Source organism: Bdellovibrio sp. HCB209 (genome assembly GCF_047306065.1).
In the GTDB taxonomy this organism is placed as follows: Bacteria; Bdellovibrionota; Bdellovibrionia; order Bdellovibrionales; family Bdellovibrionaceae; genus Bdellovibrio.
This window is the reverse complement of the sequence record NZ_CP178618.1, coordinates 3,379,324-3,401,872: the sequence shown is the minus strand read 5'-3', so window position 1 is coordinate 3,401,872 and position 22,549 is coordinate 3,379,324. Positions and strand designations below refer to the sequence as shown.

Annotated in this window: 24 protein-coding genes; 3 read left to right on the top strand and 21 right to left on the bottom strand. The window is 45.6% G+C overall.

Going from position 1 to position 22,549, the window contains the following annotated elements; all coding sequences use genetic code 11:
* Positions 1-4: 4 nt before the first annotated feature.
* The 10 genes from ACLVWP_RS16500 to ACLVWP_RS16455 all read right to left on the bottom strand — a co-directional run bounded on the left by ACLVWP_RS16500 (position 5) and on the right by ACLVWP_RS16455 (position 8,445).
* Positions 5-718 (bottom strand): ABC transporter ATP-binding protein, encoded by a 714-nt coding sequence (locus ACLVWP_RS16500; protein WP_413558752.1) that lies wholly within the window; start codon positions 716-718, stop codon positions 5-7.
* Positions 718-1,494 (bottom strand): ABC transporter ATP-binding protein, encoded by a 777-nt coding sequence (locus ACLVWP_RS16495; protein WP_413558751.1) that lies wholly within the window; start codon positions 1,492-1,494, stop codon positions 718-720. The genes ACLVWP_RS16500 and ACLVWP_RS16495 overlap by 1 nt, the downstream gene beginning before the upstream one ends.
* The gene (locus ACLVWP_RS16490) at positions 1,469-2,449 is read right to left on the bottom strand and encodes a branched-chain amino acid ABC transporter permease (RefSeq protein ID WP_413558750.1); all 981 of its coding nucleotides are present in this window, start codon (positions 2,447-2,449) and stop codon (positions 1,469-1,471) included. Before ACLVWP_RS16490 ends, ACLVWP_RS16495 begins: the two co-directional genes overlap by 26 nt.
* Entirely contained in the window at positions 2,449-3,351 is a 903-nt protein-coding gene (locus ACLVWP_RS16485; protein ID WP_413558749.1) for a branched-chain amino acid ABC transporter permease, read from the bottom strand. Before ACLVWP_RS16485 ends, ACLVWP_RS16490 begins: the two co-directional genes overlap by 1 nt.
* 15 nt (positions 3,352-3,366) lie before the next feature.
* On the bottom strand, positions 3,367-4,488 hold the full coding sequence (locus ACLVWP_RS16480) for an ABC transporter substrate-binding protein (RefSeq protein ID WP_413558748.1): 1,122 nt from the start codon (positions 4,486-4,488) through the stop codon (positions 3,367-3,369).
* 75 nt (positions 4,489-4,563) lie between these two features.
* Positions 4,564-5,553, bottom strand: coding sequence for a 6-phosphofructokinase (gene pfkA / locus ACLVWP_RS16475; protein WP_413558747.1), 990 nt, complete (start codon positions 5,551-5,553; stop codon positions 4,564-4,566).
* Positions 5,554-5,988: 435 nt separating this feature from the next.
* Complete coding sequence (locus ACLVWP_RS16470) at positions 5,989-6,261, bottom strand: HU family DNA-binding protein (protein ID WP_142701575.1); 273 nt, start codon at positions 6,259-6,261, stop codon at positions 5,989-5,991.
* Positions 6,262-6,435: 174 nt separating this feature from the next.
* Positions 6,436-6,681: a DNA gyrase inhibitor YacG gene (locus ACLVWP_RS16465; protein ID WP_413558746.1), complete on the bottom strand. Its 246-nt coding sequence runs from the start codon at positions 6,679-6,681 to the stop codon at positions 6,436-6,438.
* 93 nt (positions 6,682-6,774) lie between these two features.
* The gene (locus ACLVWP_RS16460) at positions 6,775-7,521 is read right to left on the bottom strand and encodes a hypothetical protein (RefSeq protein ID WP_413558745.1); all 747 of its coding nucleotides are present in this window, start codon (positions 7,519-7,521) and stop codon (positions 6,775-6,777) included.
* A gap of 177 nt (positions 7,522-7,698) precedes the next feature.
* The gene (locus ACLVWP_RS16455; RefSeq protein ID WP_413558744.1) at positions 7,699-8,445 is read right to left on the bottom strand and encodes a prolipoprotein diacylglyceryl transferase; all 747 of its coding nucleotides are present in this window, start codon (positions 8,443-8,445) and stop codon (positions 7,699-7,701) included.
* Between the two features lie 101 nt (positions 8,446-8,546).
* Between ACLVWP_RS16455 and ACLVWP_RS16450 the strand changes: the two genes are divergently transcribed.
* A complete protein-coding gene (locus tag ACLVWP_RS16450) occupies positions 8,547-9,977 on the top strand; it encodes a cyclic nucleotide-binding domain-containing protein (protein ID WP_413558743.1) in 1,431 nt (476 codons plus the stop codon).
* Here the strand turns inward: ACLVWP_RS16450 and ACLVWP_RS16445 are convergent.
* The 4 genes from ACLVWP_RS16445 to ACLVWP_RS16430 are packed head-to-tail and all read right to left on the bottom strand — an operon-like array spanning position 9,962 to position 13,298.
* A complete protein-coding gene (locus tag ACLVWP_RS16445) occupies positions 9,962-10,774 on the bottom strand; it encodes a metal ABC transporter permease (protein ID WP_413558742.1) in 813 nt (270 codons plus the stop codon). The two genes, ACLVWP_RS16450 and ACLVWP_RS16445, sit on opposite strands and share 16 nt — an antisense overlap.
* Positions 10,771-11,337, bottom strand: a complete 567-nt coding sequence (locus ACLVWP_RS16440; protein WP_413558741.1) for an ATP-binding cassette domain-containing protein — start codon at positions 11,335-11,337, stop codon at positions 10,771-10,773. The genes ACLVWP_RS16445 and ACLVWP_RS16440 overlap by 4 nt, the downstream gene beginning before the upstream one ends.
* Complete coding sequence (locus ACLVWP_RS16435) at positions 11,334-12,209, bottom strand: metal ABC transporter substrate-binding protein (protein ID WP_413558740.1); 876 nt, start codon at positions 12,207-12,209, stop codon at positions 11,334-11,336. Before ACLVWP_RS16435 ends, ACLVWP_RS16440 begins: the two co-directional genes overlap by 4 nt.
* A gap of 9 nt (positions 12,210-12,218) precedes the next feature.
* The gene (locus ACLVWP_RS16430; RefSeq protein WP_413558739.1) at positions 12,219-13,298 is read right to left on the bottom strand and encodes a hypothetical protein; all 1,080 of its coding nucleotides are present in this window, start codon (positions 13,296-13,298) and stop codon (positions 12,219-12,221) included.
* 160 nt (positions 13,299-13,458) lie between these two features.
* Here ACLVWP_RS16430 and ACLVWP_RS16425 point away from each other — a divergent pair, with 160 nt between their 5' ends.
* Both ACLVWP_RS16425 and ACLVWP_RS16420 read left to right on the top strand, forming a co-directional pair.
* Entirely contained in the window at positions 13,459-14,727 is a 1,269-nt protein-coding gene (locus ACLVWP_RS16425) for a sensor histidine kinase (protein WP_413558738.1), read from the top strand.
* Positions 14,724-15,251 carry a response regulator transcription factor gene (locus ACLVWP_RS16420; protein ID WP_413558737.1) on the top strand — a complete coding sequence of 176 codons (528 nt, stop codon included), beginning with the start codon at positions 14,724-14,726 and terminating at the stop codon, positions 15,249-15,251. Before ACLVWP_RS16425 ends, ACLVWP_RS16420 begins: the two co-directional genes overlap by 4 nt.
* A gap of 10 nt (positions 15,252-15,261) precedes the next feature.
* On the opposite strand, the gene lspA is transcribed toward ACLVWP_RS16420, so the two are convergent.
* The 7 genes from lspA to ACLVWP_RS16385 form a co-directional block, all read right to left on the bottom strand.
* Positions 15,262-15,768: a signal peptidase II gene (gene lspA / locus ACLVWP_RS16415; RefSeq protein WP_413558736.1), complete on the bottom strand. Its 507-nt coding sequence runs from the start codon at positions 15,766-15,768 to the stop codon at positions 15,262-15,264.
* Between the two features lie 15 nt (positions 15,769-15,783).
* Positions 15,784-16,356: a hypothetical protein gene (locus ACLVWP_RS16410; protein WP_413558735.1), complete on the bottom strand. Its 573-nt coding sequence runs from the start codon at positions 16,354-16,356 to the stop codon at positions 15,784-15,786.
* A gap of 298 nt (positions 16,357-16,654) precedes the next feature.
* On the bottom strand, positions 16,655-18,178 hold the full coding sequence (locus ACLVWP_RS16405; RefSeq protein WP_413558734.1) for a sigma-54-dependent transcriptional regulator: 1,524 nt from the start codon (positions 18,176-18,178) through the stop codon (positions 16,655-16,657).
* Positions 18,171-20,051 (bottom strand): ATP-binding protein, encoded by a 1,881-nt coding sequence (locus ACLVWP_RS16400; RefSeq protein ID WP_413558733.1) that lies wholly within the window; start codon positions 20,049-20,051, stop codon positions 18,171-18,173. The genes ACLVWP_RS16405 and ACLVWP_RS16400 overlap by 8 nt, the downstream gene beginning before the upstream one ends.
* 125 nt (positions 20,052-20,176) lie before the next feature.
* Positions 20,177-21,484: a radical SAM protein gene (locus tag ACLVWP_RS16395; protein ID WP_413558732.1), complete on the bottom strand. Its 1,308-nt coding sequence runs from the start codon at positions 21,482-21,484 to the stop codon at positions 20,177-20,179.
* Between the two features lie 142 nt (positions 21,485-21,626).
* Entirely contained in the window at positions 21,627-21,914 is a 288-nt protein-coding gene (locus ACLVWP_RS16390) for a hypothetical protein (RefSeq protein ID WP_413558731.1), read from the bottom strand.
* Positions 21,915-21,922: 8 nt separating this feature from the next.
* Positions 21,923-22,396, bottom strand: a complete 474-nt coding sequence (locus ACLVWP_RS16385) for a hypothetical protein (RefSeq protein ID WP_413558730.1) — start codon at positions 22,394-22,396, stop codon at positions 21,923-21,925.
* Positions 22,397-22,549: the final 153 nt, after the last annotated feature.

Below are 22,549 nucleotides of genomic sequence, written 5' to 3'. Positions count from 1 at the left end.
TCTTTTAAACGCCCAGGTAGGCTTTGCGAACTTCGTCGTTGTTCAGCAAGTTCACTCCGGAATCTTGCATCACGATGCGACCGGTTTCCAAAACATAAGCGCGGTGAGAAATTCTTAGAGCTAAGCGGGCATTTTGCTCAACCAACAGAATAGTCATTCCGTCTTGGTTCAGCTTCGTCACGATTTCAAAGATTTGGCTTACAATCAGGGGAGCTAGTCCTAACGAAGGCTCATCGAGTAACAAAATCTCAGGCTTGCACATCAAGGCGCGGCTGATTGCCAGCATCTGTTGCTCGCCACCCGATAGAGTACCCGCCATTTGCCACAGACGTTCTTTCAGGCGAGGGAAAAGCTCCATGCACATCTCAAAGTCTTTTTTGATTTCGGCTTTGTCAGAGCGGTGATAAGCGCCCATTTCCATATTTTCTAAAACCGACATTTGTGCGAAAACGCCACGACCCTCAGGGGATTGAGCGATTCCCAATTTCACACGTTGATGAGTAGGCACGCTTAAAAGGTCTTTGCCGTGCAGGGTGACTTTCCCTTGAGCTTGAACCAAGCCAGATAAAGCACGCAAGGTCGTCGTTTTGCCAGCGCCATTAGCACCGATAAGACTTACAATCTCGCCTTTATTAACATGGAATGTGATGCCTTTAAGAGCTTGGATAGAGCCATAGTAAACATTGAGGTTTTCAACGGAGATAATCGGAGTGTTCATTAGTGTGTCTCCTCTACGCCTAGGTAAGCTTCGATCACGCGCTTAGAGTTTTGCACGTGCTTCGGATTGCCTTCTTCGATTTTAACACCGTGATCTAAGACCACGATGTTTTCACAAATACCCATAACGAGTTTCATATCGTGTTCAATCAAAACCACAGTCAGATTAAATTTCGAACGGATATCAGCAATGGTTTCCATCAATTGATGAGTTTCAGAGTGATTCATTCCAGCGGCAGGTTCATCTAGCAAAATGATTTTAGGATCCGTTGCCAGAGCGCGAACGATTTCAAGTTTGCGCTGCTGACCATAGGGAAGGCTGCTGGCTTGTTCATCGGTCTTACCTTGTAAAGAGAAAACCTCTAACAAAGCCATAGCTTTTTCAGTCATCTGTTTTTCAGTTTCAACGAAGCGCTTAGTTTGTAAAAGCGCATCCATGATTCCGTAAGTGACATGTTGGTGAGTCGCAATCAAAACGTTTTCCAAAACAGTCAGGTTTTTAAACAGACGAATATTTTGAAAAGTACGAGCCATGCCTTTTTGCGAAATCTGCCACGGCTTCAAACCGTGCAAGGAGTGTCCGTCCAGATAAACTTCACCCTTAGTCGGTTGGTAAACACCTGTGAGCATATTAAACGCAGTGGTTTTTCCTGCTCCATTGGGGCCGATCAAACCTGTCAGCTGACCTTTTTTAACTTGGAAGGACAAGTTGTCGACGGCTTTAAGTCCGCCGAACTGCATAGTGATACCTTTAGCTTCTAGCAGAACGTCGGACATATTTTCTCCACAAATCAGTGATCTCTAGTTCACCCATGATGCCTTTAGGACGAAGAATCATCACAAGCACCAAGGACAAGGCATATATAACCATACGTAAATCAACACCCGTTACTTCTTGTAAAGGACGAAGGGCTTCTGGCAATGCAGTAACAAAGATGGCTGCGATGATCGCGCCTGTCATAGAACCCATGCCGCCTAAAACAACCATGATCACGGCATTCACACTTTGTAGGAACGTGAATGAGGATGGATTGATGAAGGCGGTGAAGTGGGCGAACAAAGCTCCAGCTACGCCCGCAAAGAAACTAGACAGAACAAATGCGCGAACTTTCATACCCGTTGTGTTCACGCCCGCTGATTCAGCTGCGATTTCATCTTCACGAACGCTGAGGAAGCCACGCCCCCATGAAGACTTCATCACGCGCCAGATAGTAAAGAAGCAGATCAGAATCCAGATCACTGCGAAAGTATATGACATATAGAAATTTGAAAACCCTGGGATATTCGCAAAACCACGAGGGCCACCCAAGAAATCCATATTCAAAAGTGCTACGCGAATGATTTCACCAAAGCCCAAAGTTACGATGGCGAGGTAGTCACCTTTTAAGCGCAAAGAAGGCAGACCAACCAAGAATCCCGCAGCCGCTGCTGCCAGACCACTGCCAATCGCAAAGATGAAAAAGGAAATACCTTGAAGTTCAACAGGCAGAAAATTCCAATTCACGGAAGCATAAGCAGTAAAGTAAGCCCCGATAGCCATAAAGCCAGCGTGACCCAAGGAAAATTGCCCTGTGTATCCATTGACCAGATTCAGGCTCATCGCCATCAAACAATTTACCGTGATGAACAGAACTAAAAGCTGAATATAGTCATCAAAGGCAAATTGAAAAACCAAACCTAAAATCAGAGTGGCTGCAAAAGCGAGAAGGGGATTCTTGAGTGCGCGAATCATCACACTTTCTCCACAGAGTATTTGCCAAGCAAGCCGGCAGGTTTAAAGATCAAGATCGCAATCAAAATACCAAATGCTAAAGCATCACGATAAGTCGATGACAAATAAGCCACGACCATTTCTTCGGAAAGCCCCATAATCAAGGCTCCAAGAACTGCGCCGCGAACATTGCCGATACCACCAAGGACAGCTGCAACGAAAGCCTTCATCCCGATCATCATCCCCATCAAAGGATCGATTTTAGGATATTTCATACCGACCAGGACGCTACCGACACCTGCCAACGCAGAGCCGACGATAAATGTGAAGGCGATGATTTTGTCGGGATTCACACCGAGCAAGCTCGCAACAGAGGCGTTGCTGCTAACCGCGCGCATTGCCTTGCCTAGTTTTGTTTTTTGAATCAGAAAGTGCAGTCCCATCATCGCGATAACAGAAACTACCAGAACAGTGAGGTCGAAGGATTTCAACTCCACGTTGCCGAAAGAGAAGATCACAAAATCTTTCATCACTTCAGGAAAAACTTTGGGATCGGCTCCGAAAACAACTTGTCCACCGTACTCCAAAAGCAAACTCACACCAATTGCGGTGATAAGGATATTAAGTTTTGGAGCATTTCTAAGAGGACGATAAGCCAAACGTTCGATGATTAAACCCAGAAGACTGCAACAAACCATCGAGGAGATCAGAAGAAGAGCGAGAGAGCCTATACCGGGGTTGGCTTCGATGCCAAACATGCGAGCGATATAGTAAGAAGCAAAGGCGCCCACCATGTAAACGTCAGAGTGGGCGAAGTTGATCATTTTCAGGATTCCGTACACCATGGTGTAACCAAGGGCGATTAATGCGTAAATGGAGCCAAGGCTAATACCATTAATCAAATGCTGTACGAAATCCTGCATGTCTTTCCTTTGGTCTTAAGGAGTCACCGTCGTAATGTATTTACGATTTGGTCCATCCACTTGAATCACCACGGCACTTTTCACAGCATCGCGGTTTTCATTCAAAGTGATTTTACCAGTCACTCCAGGGAAATCTTTTGTTTTAGCTAGTTCATCACGAATAGATTTGCCTGACAAGTCTACAGAACGCTCAATTGCCGCTGCCAAGATTTTTGCAGCATCGTAACCCAAGGCTGCCAACGCATCCGGAGTTTCGTTGTATTTAGCTTTGAATTTTTTGATGAACTCAGTCACTGCAGGGTCTGTGGACTCAACAGTGTAGTGGTTAGAGTAGTAATTGCCGTTGATAGCGTCTTTACCGATCTCATGAAGTTTATCGCTGTCCCATCCGTCACCCCCCATCAATGGAATTTTAAGACCCAATTGACGAGCTTGTTGAGCGATCAAGCCCACTTCAGTGTAGTAACCCGGAACATAGATGCCCTCTGGGTTTTTAGAGCGGATTTGAGTCAATTGAGCTTTGAAGTCAATGTCGCCCGCTTGGTAAGAAACGTCAGCTACGATTTCGCCACCACGTTTTTTGAAATCAGCAAGGAACGCATCAGCCAAACCTACAGAGTAGTCGTTTTTAACGTCACGAAGGATCGCCACTTTTTTGATTTTAAGTGTTTCGTTCGCGAATTTCGCCATTACAGAGCCTTGGAAAGGATCGATAAAGCAAACACGGAAAACATAGTCACCGATTTTAGTAACATCGGGATTTGTTGAAGCCGGAGAAACAAAAGGAACACCTTTTGCCTGAGCAATCGGAGCTGCAGCTTTAGAGCGACCACTCGCTACACCACCAATAACTGCGACCACTTTATTTTGAGAGATCAAACGAGTCGTTGCAGCAGCAGCTTCTTCGTTTTTACCTTGGTCATCCATCGTTTTAAGTTCGATTTTTTTACCTTTGATACCGCCAGCATCGTTGATTTCATCAAATGCCAAGCGAACACCTTTGTTGGAGCTCAAGCCAAAAGTGGCATCGCTTCCAGACAAGGAATCGTATTCACCGATAGTGATGACGTTATCTTTTTTCGTGCAGCTCGCTAGCAAAGGAAGCACTAGCAATAGGGAGACTAATAGACGTTTCATAAAGACCTCTTCTGTGTGTGCTAAAACGCGAATAGCGTTTAGAATTCAAGCATCTACAAAAGAGGTCAAGATAATTTAAGTCGCTAAAACACTTGCCAGGCTGATCAGGTCCAAATGCGCTTTTTTCTCGTTCTTCGTTACAATATCGAGAGGTACTTCGATGAGTTTTTCACCTTCAGTGCCGATCATGATGTCGCAATGACCTTTTAGCAATGAATCCACAGCGGCAGCACCCATGCGGCTTGCAAGGATACGATCCGCAGCAGTCGGAGAACCACCGCGTTGTTGGTGACCTAGAATACAAACTTTTGCATCCCAGCCAGTTTTCTTACGAATAGCATCCGCCAAATCATAAGCACGGCCTGGTTTTTGGCCTTCTGCTGTCACTAGGATAGAACTTGTTTTGCCACGAGCAATACCGTCTTTGATGCGATCCACAGCTTTATCAACAGTTGTCAGTGATTCAGGAGCAAAGATTTCTTCAGCACCACCCGCAAGACCCACAGCTGAAGCGATAAAGCCAGAGTTGCGGCCCATCACTTCAACGATGAACAGACGATCATGAGATGCCGCTGTATCGCGGATTCTGTCGATCGCTTCCAAAGCCGTATTCACAGCCGTGTCGAAGCCGATGGTTTTATCAGAACCAAAAATATCATTATCGATTGTGCCTGGAACACCTACGATAGGAATTTGATGTTCTTCCCACAAGGCATGAGCACCTCTGAAAGAACCATCACCACCGATGCAAACCATCGCGTCAACACCGTGAGCTTTTAAGTTTGCAGCGGCTTTCGCGCGGCCTTCAGGTTTTGTGAATTCAGTCGAGCGACCTGTTTTAATCACAGTTCCGCCACGTTGAATGATGTTGGCAACAAAGCGTTGGTCGATGGCTTCGATATGATTTTCTATCATACCTACGTAGCCTTGCATGATTCCTACTACTTCTAGGTTTTGGCCGATTGCTGCACGAACTACTGCGCGAAGAGCTGCGTTCATTCCGGGAGCATCGCCACCACTTGTATACACGCCTAATTTTTGGATTTTTTTGCTGAATGTTGCCATTGCAGAAGAGTAGCGCTCGTTGCCGGAAATTTCAAAGGGAAACCCCTTGTGGGAGTGTCTTCCGCGACACGCCATCCTTGGCTCAGGCCGTGGCTCGCCTTCGGCGAGTGCGCGCCATCGTGGCGCCCACGGAGGTCGCTGCACCCACTCCCACAAGGGGTTTCCCTTTGGAATTTCCTCTTTCGGTGCTGGATTCTTAGGGCAGGCTTCGCAAAGGTGTGATGAAGCGGGGTGTTGTATTCTTTGTTGGTGGTGGATCCTGTGGTGGTGCGATGTGCGTACTACTTAGGGATGATTGGGGAACATGGGGTTTACTTTTTTGGGAGTCGGGGAGAGGGAGACGTAGGGGGATGGGAGAGAATTGTGTGGGTGTTGAAAATAAAAAAGGCGTTCCGAAGAACGCCTTTTTTAAATGGTGCAATTAGCGTTAGCTAATTACTTAACCATTGATTTGAATTCTGCGCCAGCGCGGAATTTTGGAGCCCATGCAGCTGGGATTTTGATTGCTTTACCAGTTTGTGGGTTGCGACCAGTGCGAGCTTTGCGTTTAGCTTTAGTGAAAGTACCGAAGCCAACAAGTTTAACGTCGTCGCCTTTTTTAACTGCTTTTTTGATGTTTTCTACTGCGCAGTCAAGGATTGCTTCAGCTTGAGCTTTAGAAACTTTAGTTTCGCCAGCGATTTTTTCGATCAATTGAGCTTTGTTCATTTGAACTCCTCTTTAGTGACACATGTGTGTGTCTCAGTTGTTTAATAATCCTGATGATAAATTCTCGTCTTCCGATGACTTTCAAATAACAAATTAAAAAGTATCTTTCGTCAATAGCAATTTGCGAAAAAGGCTCGCACAGCTAATTTCACGAGCACACTCTTCGTGCAATCATTAGTGGCGATGAGTGTTTCCATCGTCTTCATCATCGTACGCATCGTCGATGGAAGTTAAAGAATCACTTGAAGATTGATTGCTCACGGGAATGCGATATCCCTCGGAAGCCCACTCGCCAAGGTCAATCAGGCGGCAGCGTTCAGAGCAAAAAGGACGAAAAGCATTTTCGGGTGAGTACAAAGAAGGTTTGCCACACTGTGGACACTTAACCATTTTTCCGGGAGGTTTTTCTGATTCACTCATGGAGGGAATACTTGCGCAGAGTTGAAACGAGAGCAACCGATTGTGCGCCATCGCCATGCACTGCGATGATTCACAATCGGTTGTTTAAAAGAATTAGTATCTTGTCATTACACCCGTAGCAAAGAAAGTTCCCTTACCATTGCTGTCGGGATAAGCAATTTGATAAGCAAACTCTTTGTCGTTGATCTTACCGTTCGGTACGTGGATCTCGATCAAGTGCAATCCGCCGCCGTTGTAAGATGATCCGTTTGTGCGGATTTGAAAGCCTTTGTCCTGATTATACACGTTGTATGTAGTATTTTGGATCAGAGCTAGCGGGTTGAATGCCATGCCTCCACCGTCGATACCGATATTGAAAGTGTAGAACTGTGGTGATGGGATAGCAGTGAAGTAAACCGCTGGTTTCAAATTGTTAGTCATGTCTACCTGAAGGATCAGAGATCCATTCGCCCATGTATCACAACTAGCATAGCCAGAGTTCCAACCCCAGATCGTGCGATCACAAACAGCCATCGCCTCTTTTAGGAATTTCTTATAGACTGCTGCATTAGTGATTCTCATGCTTTTAGTTTGTCCCGTACCTGGAGCGTACAAAGGAGAAACTTGCATCTTAGTATAGTAGTCAATTTGGAAGTAATATACGTAGTCGTAATAACGTGTAGACACCGTTCCCGGAGTTACGATTTGTCCGTTATTAGTTACGCAGTATTGGCCATTCCAAGTAGATCCGTAGTTACAAGTAACTGGTGCTACTCCGCCGCCGCCGCTGTCATTGTTGCTGCAGCCTACGAAAGCAGTCACCGAAAACGCTGTGACTAATAGAAGGATGAGCTTTTTCATAAATACCTCTCTCATTAATTAAACTTCTTCACTACAGATGCAATACACCAGACGTGCCAGCGGCAACTGTGCGTAGCGAATCAGTTATTGCGATTTGAGAGGGGTTTTGGTGTTGAACTCTTTAGACACTTCGCCAATTTGTGTCACCTTTTGTCTAAAGTCTCAACATGAGACACTTTAAACCTTGGATTCTACGGGCTTTTTCCAGAGTAGTAAGAGACCTAAAATAATGATGCCCCAGCTGATCCAAGAGGAGATGGAAAAGCCGATCGTAGGCCCACGGAAATCATCACGGAAAGACTCCATAATCAGACGACCTAATCCATGAAGTACCATCCAGAAGTAAAAGATCCTGCCAGGCACTTTAAAGAACTTCATTTCAGCGCGTGATTTTTCCAGGCCCAAAAGGATCATTAAAACCCCCAGTTCCCAGAAAACCGCATAGAGTTGAGCGGGGTGGCGGCCATTCACTGCCCAAGGCAAGTCACAACTGCGACCATAACAACAGCCCGCCAAGAAACATGCGACTCTGCCCAAGCCATAACTTAATGCTAAAACCGGGGCGAACAAATCGATGTAGTTTTCAATTTCGTCGTGAGCTTTAAAAAACAGATATGAAATCCCCGCGAATCCCGCGAGCAGTGCTCCACCATAAAACACGAAACCGCCATCCCAGAAATAAAGGATGCGCATGAAGTCTTCTTGGTAGTAGGTGAAGTTTTCATAGAACACATGGAAGAGGCGTCCACCGATAAAGCCAAACACCATAATCAAAAGACCAAGGTCGAGGGCGCGCGTCGGTGAAAGTTTGAATTGATGACTGCGTCGAACCACCCAGAAAAGGCAAATAGCCGCAACTATCGAGATCACGAGATAGTATGTTGGAATTTGAATTTCAGAGGTTAACTGGATGGTGGGGAACACAAATCTCCTATACCGACGATGGACTTAATTTTCGGGAAATTCCGAAGAATTTTCAAGCGAAACTACCCATATATAGATGTCTGCCTACATAATTGTAGCATATGAAAATGCACCCGGCAGATATTGTTCAAGAAATTAAGGGCTACTCCTTTTTCAAATCATTCAGCACGGACCTGTTACTCCAAGTAGCGGCGATGATGCATAATGAAGTATATCCTGCCGGAACTGTGGTTCTTAAAGAAGGCCAAACTAATCGTAATCTCTACTTTTTAAGATCAGGAAAATTAGAAATCTCTTTGGCCAGTGAAGTTCTCGCATCCTTTGATACTCCAGGGGATGTTTGGGGCGAGATGAGTGTGATCACTTCAAACCCAGCGTCCACGTCAGTGAAAGCGGTCAGCGAAGTGAGCTGTTACGTGATCAAGGACGAAGACTTCTCCCACGTTCATCCCAAAGACAAAGACCGTTTTCAAGCATTGCTTTACCAAATCTATTGCATGATCTTGACGGAGCGTCTGATTAAGACCAACGAAAAAGCCCGTCTGTTTGAAATCTTGAACCGTGAATTGCATGAAGCTCAAAATGCGTTGCAACGCGGGGCTGGCGGTCGTGTTCTTTTGATCGAACCAGATAAAAAACAGCAGATGCCATTGCGTATGGCTTTGGGTAGTACAGGTGTACAACTCGATATCGCCAGTGACGCGGCTCAAGCCCAACAACTTCTGGGCGAGCAAAAGTATGACGTCGTTGTCGGTGAAGAAAGCTGCATCGATGTCCTACGCCAAGTTGAGGAAAAGAAAGTCAGCCCGAATGTGATCCTGCTGACGACTCACGACGTGCAAGGCAACTTGCGCATTCTGCAAAACAACCGTTTCGTTAAAAATATTATCTCCCGCGATGCCGAAGACAAAAACGCGACAATCCGTTTTGTCCTAACGGCCTTGGGAAAACTTTTGAATAAAGACCTCTTTGGTTTGGATAAATACCTGACTTGGGGAGTAGAAGTTCAAAAGAAAGTGGTTACACATTCCGGTCAGCGTGAGCAATTGCGTGACGATATGTGCGGCTATTTGAAAAAAGCAGGTGTGCGCACATCGGTGATCGATCGTGTGAACACAGTGGCTGAAGAGATGCTTATGAACGCGATTTACGATGCTCCCGTGGATTCTCATGGTAAAGCCATCTTCAATCACGTGAGCCGTAAAGAAGAAGTTCAGCTCGAAACGCATCAGCAATCTGTCTTCAGATATGCAACCGATGGCGTTGTTGCAGCAGTTTCTGTTGTCGACCCATTTGGTGCACTTCAAAGCAGTGTTATCATTGATTACTTAAATACTTGCTACAATGGAACAGCTGGCAGCTTGAACACGCAAAAGGGTGGAGCCGGTCGCGGTTTGCACCAGATTATCGAAAATTCTGATTTGACGATTTTCAATGTGAAGCAAGGTGTGCGCACAGAAGTTATCTGTCTGTTCAACCTAGATGGCCAAAAGCGCGAAGCTCAGCCATCATTCCATTACTTCTTCATGTAAGAGACAATTCCCACCACAATCTGCCCCAGCATCACACAAGGGACTGTCGGCAGATTCGTGGACAGTAAAGACAAGACAAAACCTAAAAGTGTTCCAAGCACAGAGATCAGTAAGACTCTCTGTGTGTAGCTTTTCAGATTACGGCTGCGTTGGGACGCAAAACTCGTCGCAATAAACAAAGATCCCATCGTGTACAAGTAACCCATACTTTGAATCGCGACCGTCGTGATAACGAGTGTGCCGATATCAAAGAAGCGGTTTTTCCAGGTGCGATGAATCCAGCTTTGATTCACTAACTGGAAACTGATCTGAGTAAGAGCACGCCAGTTCATGAACATAAAACCCATGAAACCGATGGCAGCCAGCATGGCGACAATCGCAGCGCCATCACTCATCACCGCCAAGTCACCAAAGTAGGCGGAGGCCATGTGGCTTTCCAGAGATGGCGTCAGTGATGTCATTAAATAGGTGAGTGACAGGAAAAATACGAAGAGCGTCAGATAGACGTGATTGCGATCCGATTTTCTTTGAATCAATAAATCCGAAAGAACCAAAGTCAAAGCGCCGATGCTAAGACCACCCGCAAGGCTGATCCAATGAAAGTCAGTTCCTAATAAGATATTCAGAACTAATCCAAGAATAATACCTAGCGAAGAACCTTGTCCCAAAACGAAGATCTGTGCACTTTTTTCGCGCGCCGTCCACTGAGCACCGATCAAGCAAAGGGCTCCCGCCATCAATGTGCTTGCAGGCAAAGACCATTTGTAAATCGCTAATAAAGAGAAAAATGAACTCATTGAATCTCCAAATAGCGAACTTGCGAGTGGTTTTGGCTAAAAGGGCGATGGGATACTAAGACCAAGGCGCTTTGTGGATTGTCTTTTAGGAACTGAATCAATCCTTGCTCTAGTAAAAGCCCGGCGTCTTTGTCGACGTGATTAAAGGGCTCATCCAGGACCAAAACTTTTGGTTTTTTCGCCAAAGCAGCTGAAAACAAAACCTTCTGGCGTTCACCGCCGCTGGCTGTGTTCCATTTTTTATTCAGATCAAGTCCTGCGAGCAATGGCGATGAAACGGCATCACCCAGCATATCCGCTAAGGTCAGCGGTAAATGAAAATTCAAATTTCCCAGTTGGGGGAGGTATTCAATTTCGCTGATAGAGACATTGAATTTAAATGTTCCGGAAAAATAAGGATGCAGACGCAGCAAGGTCTTTAAGATCGTGCTTTTACCCGCACCATTATCTCCACGCAAAAAAAGAACATCCCCTGAGTGAAGTTCAAAATTCACTGCAGGGGAAAGTTTTGTCCCATTTTTGCTAAGGGCTTGTAATTCCGAAACGCTTAAAAGCTTGTTCATGGAATGGATTTTAACAACAAGTTCTGCAAACTCTCAACAGTCTTTGCGTCACCTGATGTTTGAACATAGGAAGGCACAGTCACAACAGGAATACCTGAAAGCTCTGTAAAGCGCTCCAATGTTTGGTGGGGAGCAGAAGCCGTAGCAAACAACACTTTTACGCCATTGGCCTTAGCATCCTTTGCTACTTGAGCAATGCGAGTCGCAGAAGGCGGCATACCCGGTTTTTCTTCCAAAGAGCCTGCTGATTCAAGACCATAGGAATTAAAGAAATAAGTAAATTCCTTGTGGTACTCCATCACTTTCACTTTTTTGATCTTAGCTTTGATCTGAGAGTGCAAAGTCTCCATTTGTTTTTTGAATGAATCATAATTCTTCTGGTACAGAGCTGCGTTTGCCGCGTCGACCGCAGAAAGCACGCGAACCACTTCGGCACCTGACTCAGCCAGTTTCAAAGGATCCAAGCTGAAGTGCGGATTTCCGTGAGCATGCACATCACCCAAAGAGCGATTGATCACGCCTGTTGGAATATCCAAAGCTTTAACGGCTTTACCAAGTTCACAAAAACCTGTGCCACCGGATTGAACTTTCGCGTTGGAGGCTTTTTCAAGAACTTTAGGCAACCAACCGATTTCCAAATCCAAGCCAACAGAACAAACAACGTCCGCGCGATTAACCTTTAGGATATAATCCGGGCGAGCATCGGCATAGTGAGGATCAGTTCCGCCAGATAGCAAAGAAGACACTTCCACTTTATCCTGACCGATGGCTTTCACCACTTCAGCGATATCAGGAAGAGTCGCCACAACTTTAATTGCGGCCCAAGAATTTACAGAAAATAAAATCGAAGCAAGAAAGATTAATTTTTTCATCAGACACCTCTAGAACGCGTGAGCTGGATGTGCGCCAAGGATTGCGATAAATTGCAATTCAATCACGCGGTTGATTTGATCAGCCTGCATTGAAACATTGTTCACTTCATGAGTGTAGGCCAGGCGCCAAGTAACAAACTCAGAGTTTTTGTAAGTCACAGTCGGAACAAAAGCATAGTCCAAGTTGCTGCGGTCATCGCCGTCATCAAACTTCAAGCTCTTGTCGGTGAAAGCATCCATACGCAAACCGACGAACCAGTTTGGAGAAAAACCAAACTCTGGATAGATGTAAGCACCCATCTTAGTTGTACGCTCTGTCGTTTCGCTGTTTTGAGTTTGATTCCAGATTTCAGATTGAACCAACCAACGATTGAAATTGCCCTCTTTCTTTTTAAAGACAAAATCCAAACCAGAAAGCTCTGTTTTCAAGCCTTGTGAATCCGTACGGCCCAAGTAATTCAAACCGATTTGCAAGCCACTGTTGTCACCCAAGTCGACAAATGTCGATGGACGTACATAGTAGATAGGAGCATCCGGTCTTTCCAGTTCTTCATGAACATGGTCATCGTGTTGATGAGACTCCCAAGAATATCCATCTATCACACCCACTGTGATATCCCAGTAAGAGCTTGTCGGAAGGATGTAAGTGAATTCTGCACCAGTGTCGTGAATGCCTTCTTCACCAAAGAATTCTACGTGAACTTTTGGTGCAGAAATAAACGGCCAGTCATGTTGGTGGAATTGATTCAAACGGCCTACGCCCAAGAAAAACATACCGACTTTAAAGCGCAAGTTCGGAATCAATTTAGATGAGGAGATATAACCTTCATGAAGTTCCGTATGGTATTCGCCGTCTTCATTGTGAGCAGTGAAGTTGATCATCGCATCAAAGGTTGGATCTAGAGGTCCAAAGAGCATGAACTCCGCAGAGCGAATTCCCAACTTGTTGTTGGCAGAATCATCCAAATTAATAGGAGCTGTCACATCCATAGCTGCAGAGAAGTTCAGGTTTTGCACCAAAGGTGCAGTTTGAGCGTAAGTTGACGTCGTAGTTAGGCAGAGTGCTAACGACAATAGGTACTTTTTCATTCGTGTCCTCCGAATACAGCATCTAACGTGGAGATTTATTAAACGCAAGTAATTTGCAATTAGAAAATCAAATGATATGAGCATGTGCGTCAGCGCAGCGGAAGGTTGCGGGAGGGACCAAATCCTTGCTGAGTAGGGCTCTGTGGACTATGAAGTCCTCATGTCATCCTCGTTCATTAAGTCATTCTGGCCTGACTCTTCCTCACTATTGCAGGGAATCGTCCGCTTTCGTTGGATTGCCATCGTCTTTATGATGTTGGGAGCTTTTCCTCTGTTAAGAGGTGGCTACTTATTAAGAGAACAACTTTTCTATTTCATGGCCGTGATCGCCTTGCTGGCTGTGTTCAACGGATTGACTCAAGGAATTTGGAACAAGACAACTTCAGCACAAGAACAATCCATGCTCTTGGTGCATTTGCTGGTAGATCTGTTGGCCGCCGCAGGATTGTTGTTCGTGAGTGGTTCTGCCGCGAATCCTTTTATTTTTATTCTGGCACTCCATGGTTTCTTGGGCGGCATGCTTTTACGAGGCTTCCGCAGTCTGGCTTTTATCGGCGTATTGATTGTGCTCTTGTCGATCTTGCAAATTGAAACGAACAAAGACGCTTCAATCACTTTGAACATTGATCGCGGTGAATTGTATTTCCAATTCCTGTCACAATGGATTTTAGTTTTGGCTGCATGGTTTGTGGCGTACTTATTTTCGGGCCTTCTAGAAAAACAAGAAGAGCGCATTCGCAGTCTGCAAAATCGCCAGCATCGCGCGGATCGTTTGAAATCCTTGGGGGCTTTGGCTGCCGGGTTTTCGCACGAGATGGCAACACCACTGAATTCTTTAAAACTAAGACTGGATCGTGGCCTGCGTAAGATCGAAGATCCCACAGCCGCGCGCAGTGAAATCAATCAAGCACAGATATCTTTGGATGAGTGTATAGCGATTTTCCAAAAGATGGCGGGCGTATTTACGACCTCTACTGATGGGGAGCTGCAAAAGCTCAATGTGAATTCCGTCTTGAAGGACATCGTGCGCGCTTGGGAAGCTGACAACAAAGTCACTCTTCGCAAAGAAATCACGGAACGTGAATTTTTCTGCCCGATTCAACCGCTGTCATTTGCGCAAACGATCTTAGATCTTTTGGACAATGCCAAAGAGGCTTCCTCTGCAGAAGCGATTATTACTTTGCGCATGTACGATGAAACCGAAGAGGTCGTGATCGAAGTCATCGATGCGGGTTCTGGTGTTGTCCCTGAAGTTTTCGAAAGAATGGGCGAGCCCTTTAACACCAACAAACAACAAGGCAATGGCCTCGGCGTGTACTCGGCACTGATGACAGCTCAATCCATGGGCGGGGAGTTTACTCTTAGCAATAACAGCTCTGGTAAAGGAGCAACAGCTCGCTTGACCATTCCGCACGAGGGGCTTGAATGAAAAAACAAATCAAAAGCATTTTGCTAATCGAAGACGACAAACGCTTGCGCGAGGTTCTGCATCAAGAGCTCGAAGAGCGCGGTTACAGCATGCAAAGCTTTGCCGAGTTCCCTGACTTAGACCGCGTGAACACTCCCGATGGAGTCTTGCTGGATCTAAGAGTCGGGAATGAAAACGGTTTGGATTTTATTAAGATGATCTCTGCCAAATTCCCAGGAGCCCGTGTCGTGATGATGAGCGGATTTGGTTCTGTGGCTTCAGCGGTGAAATCGATGCAGTTGGGGGCGGAAAACTTCCTCGCCAAACCAGTAACACCCGATATGATCGTGAGAGCGTTTGCTGAGGAAGAACCCAAGGCTCAAGCTTCGGAAGAGGCCGAGATTTCTTTGGCGCGCATGGAGCGTGAGTATATTGATTACGTTTTGAATACTTCAAACGGCAACATCACTCAGGCCGCTAAGAAGCTGGGGCTGCATCGTCAAAGCTTGCAGCGTAAGCTTCGTAAGAACATTCCGAACAAATAAAAAAGGCGCTCTAGGCGCCTTTTTCAGATTCTTTCTTTTTAGAATTCTCGATGAACATCAAAGCTAGCAAAAGTCCTACTCCGCCAACGATCGCCATGTCGGCAACGTTGAAAGCAGGCCAGCTCCATTTTCCATAGATATGGAAATCCAAGAAGTCGATCACATAACGGAAGCGAACACGGTCAATATAGTTACCGATAGCGCCACCAAAGATGCTGGAAAGGGCGATGATTTGTTTTGTATCGTCGTCCTTCACTCCGCGCATGATACCCAAGATGATGATCAAAGCGATCGGCGGCATGCTTAGGAAGAACAACTCACGGAAAGACGGATGGCTTTCAGCCAAGAAACCAAAGGCTGCGCCAAAGTTTCTAACGTAAGTGAAGTTAAAGAAATTAGGGATCACCGGAAGTGACTCACCCAAATGGAAGTGCGTATGAACGTAAAGTTTAGTCACTTGATCTAAAGCGATCAGAAAGCCGGCAATAGCAACAAGCCAGATGTATTTTTTCTTCATGAGACCTCAATAGGTTTACTTTAACATGCCTTTAGACTTCACATAACCGATTTTTATCAGCATGCGCAAGGCTTCTAGTTCAGAACTCAAATTGAACTCATCTTTGACTTCCTGAATCATTGCTTTAGTCCCGCAATCAAACAAGTCCATGGGATCAGAGGTCTGTGTTGTCGCCGTTAAAGTCTTTTCGGTGTAGGAAACTTGGTGAGCCATTGTTGGAGCCGCCATAACAGTTGGGTTTACTGGCGGAGCTGTCTGAATAACTTGAGGCTGCACAGTTTGAACGGGTGGAGGAGCAGGTTGTTGTACAGGTTGGTGGTAAGTGGCACCAGCGCCTTGGTTTTGTTGAGGGCGATCTAACTCACCCATCAATCCTGCCAAACTTTTTAGCTCTGATTTGAAATTCTTGATGCTTGGACGTTCCAAAGCACTGTCGCCATCACGAGTTGCCTTAAGGTATAGGCTTACCAACATATCAGGAGTCGTTGCGATCTCCTTGATATTAGAGTTTTGCGACATCAGCCATTGATAGGCTTTCAGCAGCGTCTCTTTTGTGTAAGCCTGCGGCGGCAACGGGTTCATAGTCATGTAAAAGAATTTCTCCAAGGTCGAGGGGACGAAGTTACAAACTTCATTACCCGCAGTCAATGTGGAGTAGGCAAGAATCACAAACAAATTATGCTCAAAAAATATGCAACACTAAATCTGGGGTTTTATTCTCGATTAAAAAACTAGAGGCGATGCAGAATCCGATTTTTTCTTATCAACTTTCACTTGCATTCGCTGAAAGCGATTTCTAGTTAGGCACCTATTTTAATCCGGGGTGGGGCAAATAAAAAAGGCCTTCCCTCGCTGGAAGGCCTTGTCTGAAGCCATTTTTGGAGTCTTAGTTGCTGTAGTCTTTAGCAACGATTCCGTATTTTTCGATCTTACGAAGAAGTGTTTTCTTCGGGATGTTCGCATGCAACGCAGTTTGGTTGATGCGGCCACGGAATGTCTTAAGAGCTTTGATGATGAACTCTTTTTCGAACGCTTCTTTTTGAGCGTTGAAATCCAAATTTTCACCAGAGTACGGAACGATTTCTTCACCTTCAAGATCAGCAGTGTCGATGTCGCTGCCAGCAGCATCTTCATCATCACCCAAGTTCGAGTGAGCTGTTGCTGCTTTAACGATGCCCGCAGAAGCCACATTCTGAGCTTGTTCAAACGGAGAAAGATCAATCAAGTTCGTGCCTGTTACGATCAACAAAGCCTCTGGCAATGAAGCCAAAGTGATCAAGTTGCTAGATTCAAGAACGAAGGCATGTTCAATCACGTTCTCAAGCTCACGGATGTTACCTGGCCAAGAATGCTTTTTAAGAACAGCCATTGCATCAGGAGTAATACCGTTGATGCGTTTGCCGTGAGCTTGATTGAACTTCTTAATGAAGATGTTGATCATGTGCTCAAGGTCATCTTTACGCTCTTGTAGAGCTGGCAAGAATATAGGTACTACGTTCAAACGATAGAACAAGTCTTCACGGAATGAACCCGCTTTGATCATGTCTTCAAGAGGTCTGTTCGTCGCAGCGATAATACGCACGTTCGTTGGGAACTCACGATTTGAACCAACTGGAGTGAACACTTTCTCTTGAAGAACGCGCAAGATTTTAACTTGCATCAACTGGGGCATGTCGCCCACTTCGTCCAAGAACAAAGTGCCGCCCTCAGCGAATTGGAATTTACCGATTTTACGTTGATCCGCGCCTGTGAAAGAACCTTTTTCGTGACCGAAAAGTTCAGACTCGAACAAGTTCTCAGGAATTGCAGAACAGTTGATCGCTACGAATTTTTCATCCTTACGAGCAGAGTTAAAGTGGATTGCTTTTGCAACCAACTCTTTACCTGTACCCGAAGCACCACGGATCAAAACCGGAGTGTCTACTTTGGCAAGGCGGTGGATGATGTTAAATACTTTTTGCATTTGTGATGTGTGACCGATGATCTTGCGACCTTCTTCAACCATCACTGGGGCAGAGAATGCGATATTAGAAATCAAGTTGTGAGCGTTCACAGCTTTGTCGATCAAAGCCAAAAGCTCGTCACCAGCAACTGGTTTAGAAAGATAGTTGTAAGCACCATCTTTAACCGCTTGAACGGCGTCGTTCAAAGTCGCGTGAGCTGTCATCACCATCACGATGATACCTGGATCGATTTCTTTAATTTGACGAAGAGTCTCTAAGCCATTCAAACGAGGCATGTCGACATCAAGAATAACAAGGTCGTATTTCGTCGTTCCGGCTTTGATTTTTTCCATGGCGTTAATACCATCGAAAGCTTCATCGACTTCGAAACGTTGTGTGGCAGTGAGCGCCGTTTTAACGGACAGTCTCAAACCTTGATCGTCGTCTACTACCAACACCTTAAGCATTTACGCCCCCTTGTTCCATCGGCAGTTCTACCGTAAATGTGGAACCTTTTCCATCTTTCGACTCCACAAAGATGCGTCCCTTGTGAAGTTCTGTAAAATATTTAGCCAAGTAAAGACCCAAGCCAGATCCTTTGATCTGCGTGCTCTTTACGTTTTTGCTTCTAAAGAACTTTGTGAAAATATTAGCCTGCTCGTCCTCAGGGATTCCAGGCCCCTGGTCAGACACTTGAATGACCACATGGTTGCTTTTCTCTTCGCTGGAAACCATGATTTTCGTGTCATCCGGGCTGTACTTGATGGCATTTTCCACCAAGTTTGAAAGCACTTGTCTCATCAAATCTGGGTCCATCGGGATAGGGAACAGAGGCTCCAGTTCAGAGACGATTTGGATGCGTTTTACTTTCGCCAAGAACTCATGCTTACGAATCACCTCTTGCAGAACCTGATTGATATCTTTGGTTTGCAAGTGAAGTTCGACGCCCTCACTCTGGATTTTACCGTAATTCAAGATAGAGCTAATGAACTTTAAAAGGTCATCAGAAGAGTGCTTGATCGTGTCCACAGCCTCACGCTGTTGCGCACTCAAAGTCACTTGATCCGACAAAATCACGTCCGTCATCCCTTGAATACGTGCAATCGGCGTTTTCAAATCATGGGACATCATCGAGATAAAGTTCGTCTTAAGCTCTTCGACCTGACTGAGGAGTTTATTCTTTTGGTAATATTCCCAGCTACGACGGTTTTCGATGATCAGACGGTAAGGGATAAAGAAATAGTAAACCAGGAAGCCCGCTAAAAGCGGAGCCGCCATCGTGATCCACCAGCCACAAATCCAAAACAGTGCAAAAGAGATGACTGAAAAAGTAAACAGTGTGCTGAACAAAATCACCAAACCCATTGCGGGGCTCATGCTTAGGACGATTTGGATCGCTAAGATAGAGATCAATGTCAGCAAAATCCAGTTCACATAGTAAGGCGCACGAAGGGGACTCGAGTTGCGAATCAAAGTGTCGACAATGTTCGCTTGCATTTCAATGCGGGTCATCGCCGAAGGAATACGGCTGTACGGAGTCAGGATGTAATCGCTTTCGCTGATATTAAGATCCGTACCGATGATCACAATTTTATCTTGGAATTTAGACCAATCAACTGTGCCGTTGGCAAGTTCATCGAATACAGTCGCAGGGAACGAGCCCGGCTTACGGAAATCGATGAAGGCTTGTTTCGTGTCATAGAAATTAAAGTAACCACGAACGTTGTTAAAGTCCTTAATAGCCGGATTGTAAAGGGCTGCCAATGTCGTCGGTAACATCGTTGTGTCTTGGTAAGACAACAACATACGACGAGTCACACGGTCTTTGGCAAAGTTGATCGTGTCAGAAGTTTTTGGTGCAGGAACCATACGAATATTTTCGTAAGGAAGTGGCAGATACAGGCTTTGCTCTTCACCTTTCAACGGTGTGTTTGGAGTTGCCACATAGACTTGCGGATTTTGAGTGATGAGGTTTGCCCACTCTTCTTTGTCTTCTTCGCTGCCTTGGGCTTCGTTGATCGCAAAGTCATAAACCACAGCGCGAGGATTGGCTGCTAGTAGGTTATGAAGAATCGCCGTTTGGTCTTTGGCGTTGGGTTGGCCTTTGAAGTTTTGAACTGTCGTTGGTTTGATATAAACCAGTTCGATGTTGTTCGAAGTTCTGGCAAACAGATCGGAACGGATGCGCAGGTCATAGAGCCAAGACTCTGCATAGTCCAAATTGATTTGCGCAATAAGCGCCGCCATGATCATAGCTAAAATAGCTCTGATCGCGTAAACGCGGTATTGCACTGGTTTCGAGGAATTCGATGTTTCCTCGAACGGACTTGGCAGTTTCATTAAAGCTCACTTGCCTAAATTAGTTTGTAGGGATGCAGCCGTTGCCTGGAGCTGAGGGCGCCAACACAGATGAGTTCGTAGAGCCGTGAGGCTTTACTTTCTTGATGTGGTTTGTAGCGATTTTCTTAGTGTTTTCCATAATCACCTTCTTCTTGAATATCAGTCTGACGAGACTTTTTAAAGTATAAAATTGCGGTTCCAGCTAAACTGCGCATGCGCTCACAAAATTGACCGTTTTTGCGGTTTTTGGAGCCAGTCGCTTCCTTGTGAATGTACATACAGCCACCACCGCAGAGATAACGCGCCCAGCAGGTTTGGCAGTTGTTCTGTTCAATCAATTGACGGGAATATTTTTCAAGTGCGTCAGAGGAAACCTCTGTGCCTTGTCCCACTTTTTCACTCGCGTTACCCACATCCCAAGGGCATGTGAAAACATTATTGCGAGCATCGATAACCAGTAAAGACTTGCCGGCTCCGCAGAAATTTTCAGTGCGACGTTGTTGATCAAGGGCATTGAATACACCATCGAAATAACCGATTTTTCTAAGCGCAGCTTCGCCACCAGAAGTGTAGGCCATCGCCGCGATCAAACGCATTTCACGAACAAACAAGTCGCTGGCTTCTTGGTTTTGTTCAGACACGCTGTAAGTGAATTCGTACTTATCAGCAGGGAATTGACGATAGAACTCATAAGCCTTCGAAACATTCATGTTCGAAGCTGTGAACACACCATGCAAAGCCACTGAACCCACAAGTTCTTTTTTAGCAAGAAGCTTGTTAAGGCCAGCAACTACAGTCTCTGTGCTGCCTTTCCCATTTTTCATAGGGCGAGCCGCATCGTTTTCATCCGCAGCACCATCGATGCTGACGGAGATGTTTGCTTTGATCTCTTGAAGCAATTCGATGTTTGCATCTGTCAGCAAAGTTCCGTTAGTCACGATCGAAAATTGCGGAGTGATGTTACGACCGGCAGTCATAAGTTTTACGTAATTCGCAATAGCACGGATACCTTCTGGGTAAAGCAACGGCTCGCCACCCAAAAAGCTAATACGGAAAGTTCCCGAGTTCGGCAGTTTTTCTAGGAAGTATTTTAATTGCGGCAGCGTTTTTTCGACGTTGATTTTGGTTTGTGCGGAGCCGTAAGTTCCATCACCACCGGCTGCGCAGTATGTGCATTTCAAATTGCAGATTTGTGTGACGTTGATGGTAAGGGCGCGGATGTCCTTGCCGAATGAATGTGTGGAAACATCAGGATTTTCCTCGGTGTTCCAGTCGCTCAACATGCTTTGCAAGGAGTCGTCGGAGGCGTGATCCATCTCACTCCAAAGCTCTTCGGAGATGTCCGCAACCTCAAGATTTCGCGCGTGGAAAGCCACTGGGGATTCCCCCTGTACGCGAAAAGCAATGATGTCATTTTGTCTCCGAATTTCCATACCCCCTAAGTAAGCAATAGGTGTACCAAAAAACCGGCGATTTCATTCAAATTTAGATAAGTGATTTCAGGTACTTAAGTGGAACCCCTTGGCTGCGCTGTGTAACCAAGAGGTGCAAAACGAACCACCATTCGAGTAAACCTTACTCTGCGGCGGGTTGTGGTGTGTTTTTGGGCTGTTTACCATCGCGGTATTCAGCTGAATTTACGAAGAGCAAGATCAGCATTGCGATCAAAGTCATTCTCATGGTTTTGGAGTAAATCTCTGGCAGAATCACAAGTCCACCCATCGTGACCCAAGTAGTCCACAGGCTGATGGAGAAGAGTTTGCGTGTCGATTTTTTCTCGACCAAGGCTTTCAAGCTAAAGCCAAGTAACACCCAAAACACAATCGAAGTCGCGATATCCAAAAGTAAAACGGGATCGTTCATAAAAACTCCTATTGACCGATTGTCAGTGGAACATCAGGACGAGATTTCACACCATACTTCATCAGCAACTCTTCGCGGATCATTTGGCGAATGTTGTCTTGGTCGTTAGCACAATCTTTCAGAGCTTTGTTCATCACAATGTTGAGGGTCATATAGCCGGCGCCAGCAATAATTGTGACGACAAGTACAGTTCCTCCAGATGCGGCCGTACTCATACCTAAAGCTGTTGCTGAGTCGATGAGTGCTGCTTTCAATCCCAGATTCGAAGTGAAAAGACCGATAGTGCCGATGGAATAGTTAATGGCCTCGAGTGCTTCACCTGCCAACTGAATGTTTTTACAAGAGACGCCTCCCCAGGAGTCGGCAGCCCAGCTTTGAGTTTTCATGTCCGAGACGCAGGCATCGGCAAGAAGAGATGCTTCTGCATTTTGAGCAGTGAAGAAAAATAGAACGGATACAATAGTTAGATACACTTGTTTCATTGGTTAATACCTCCGGGCAGGCAGTAGAGCAACCGTCGTGCCCCGAGTTTTGATGGTGAAACACGGTTTAATTTAATCTGAGCAGATGGATTTCCGGATTTTCGGATTGGATCTCGGAACAGAGACGACGGGTGGGGAGGCTCTACCTAGGTC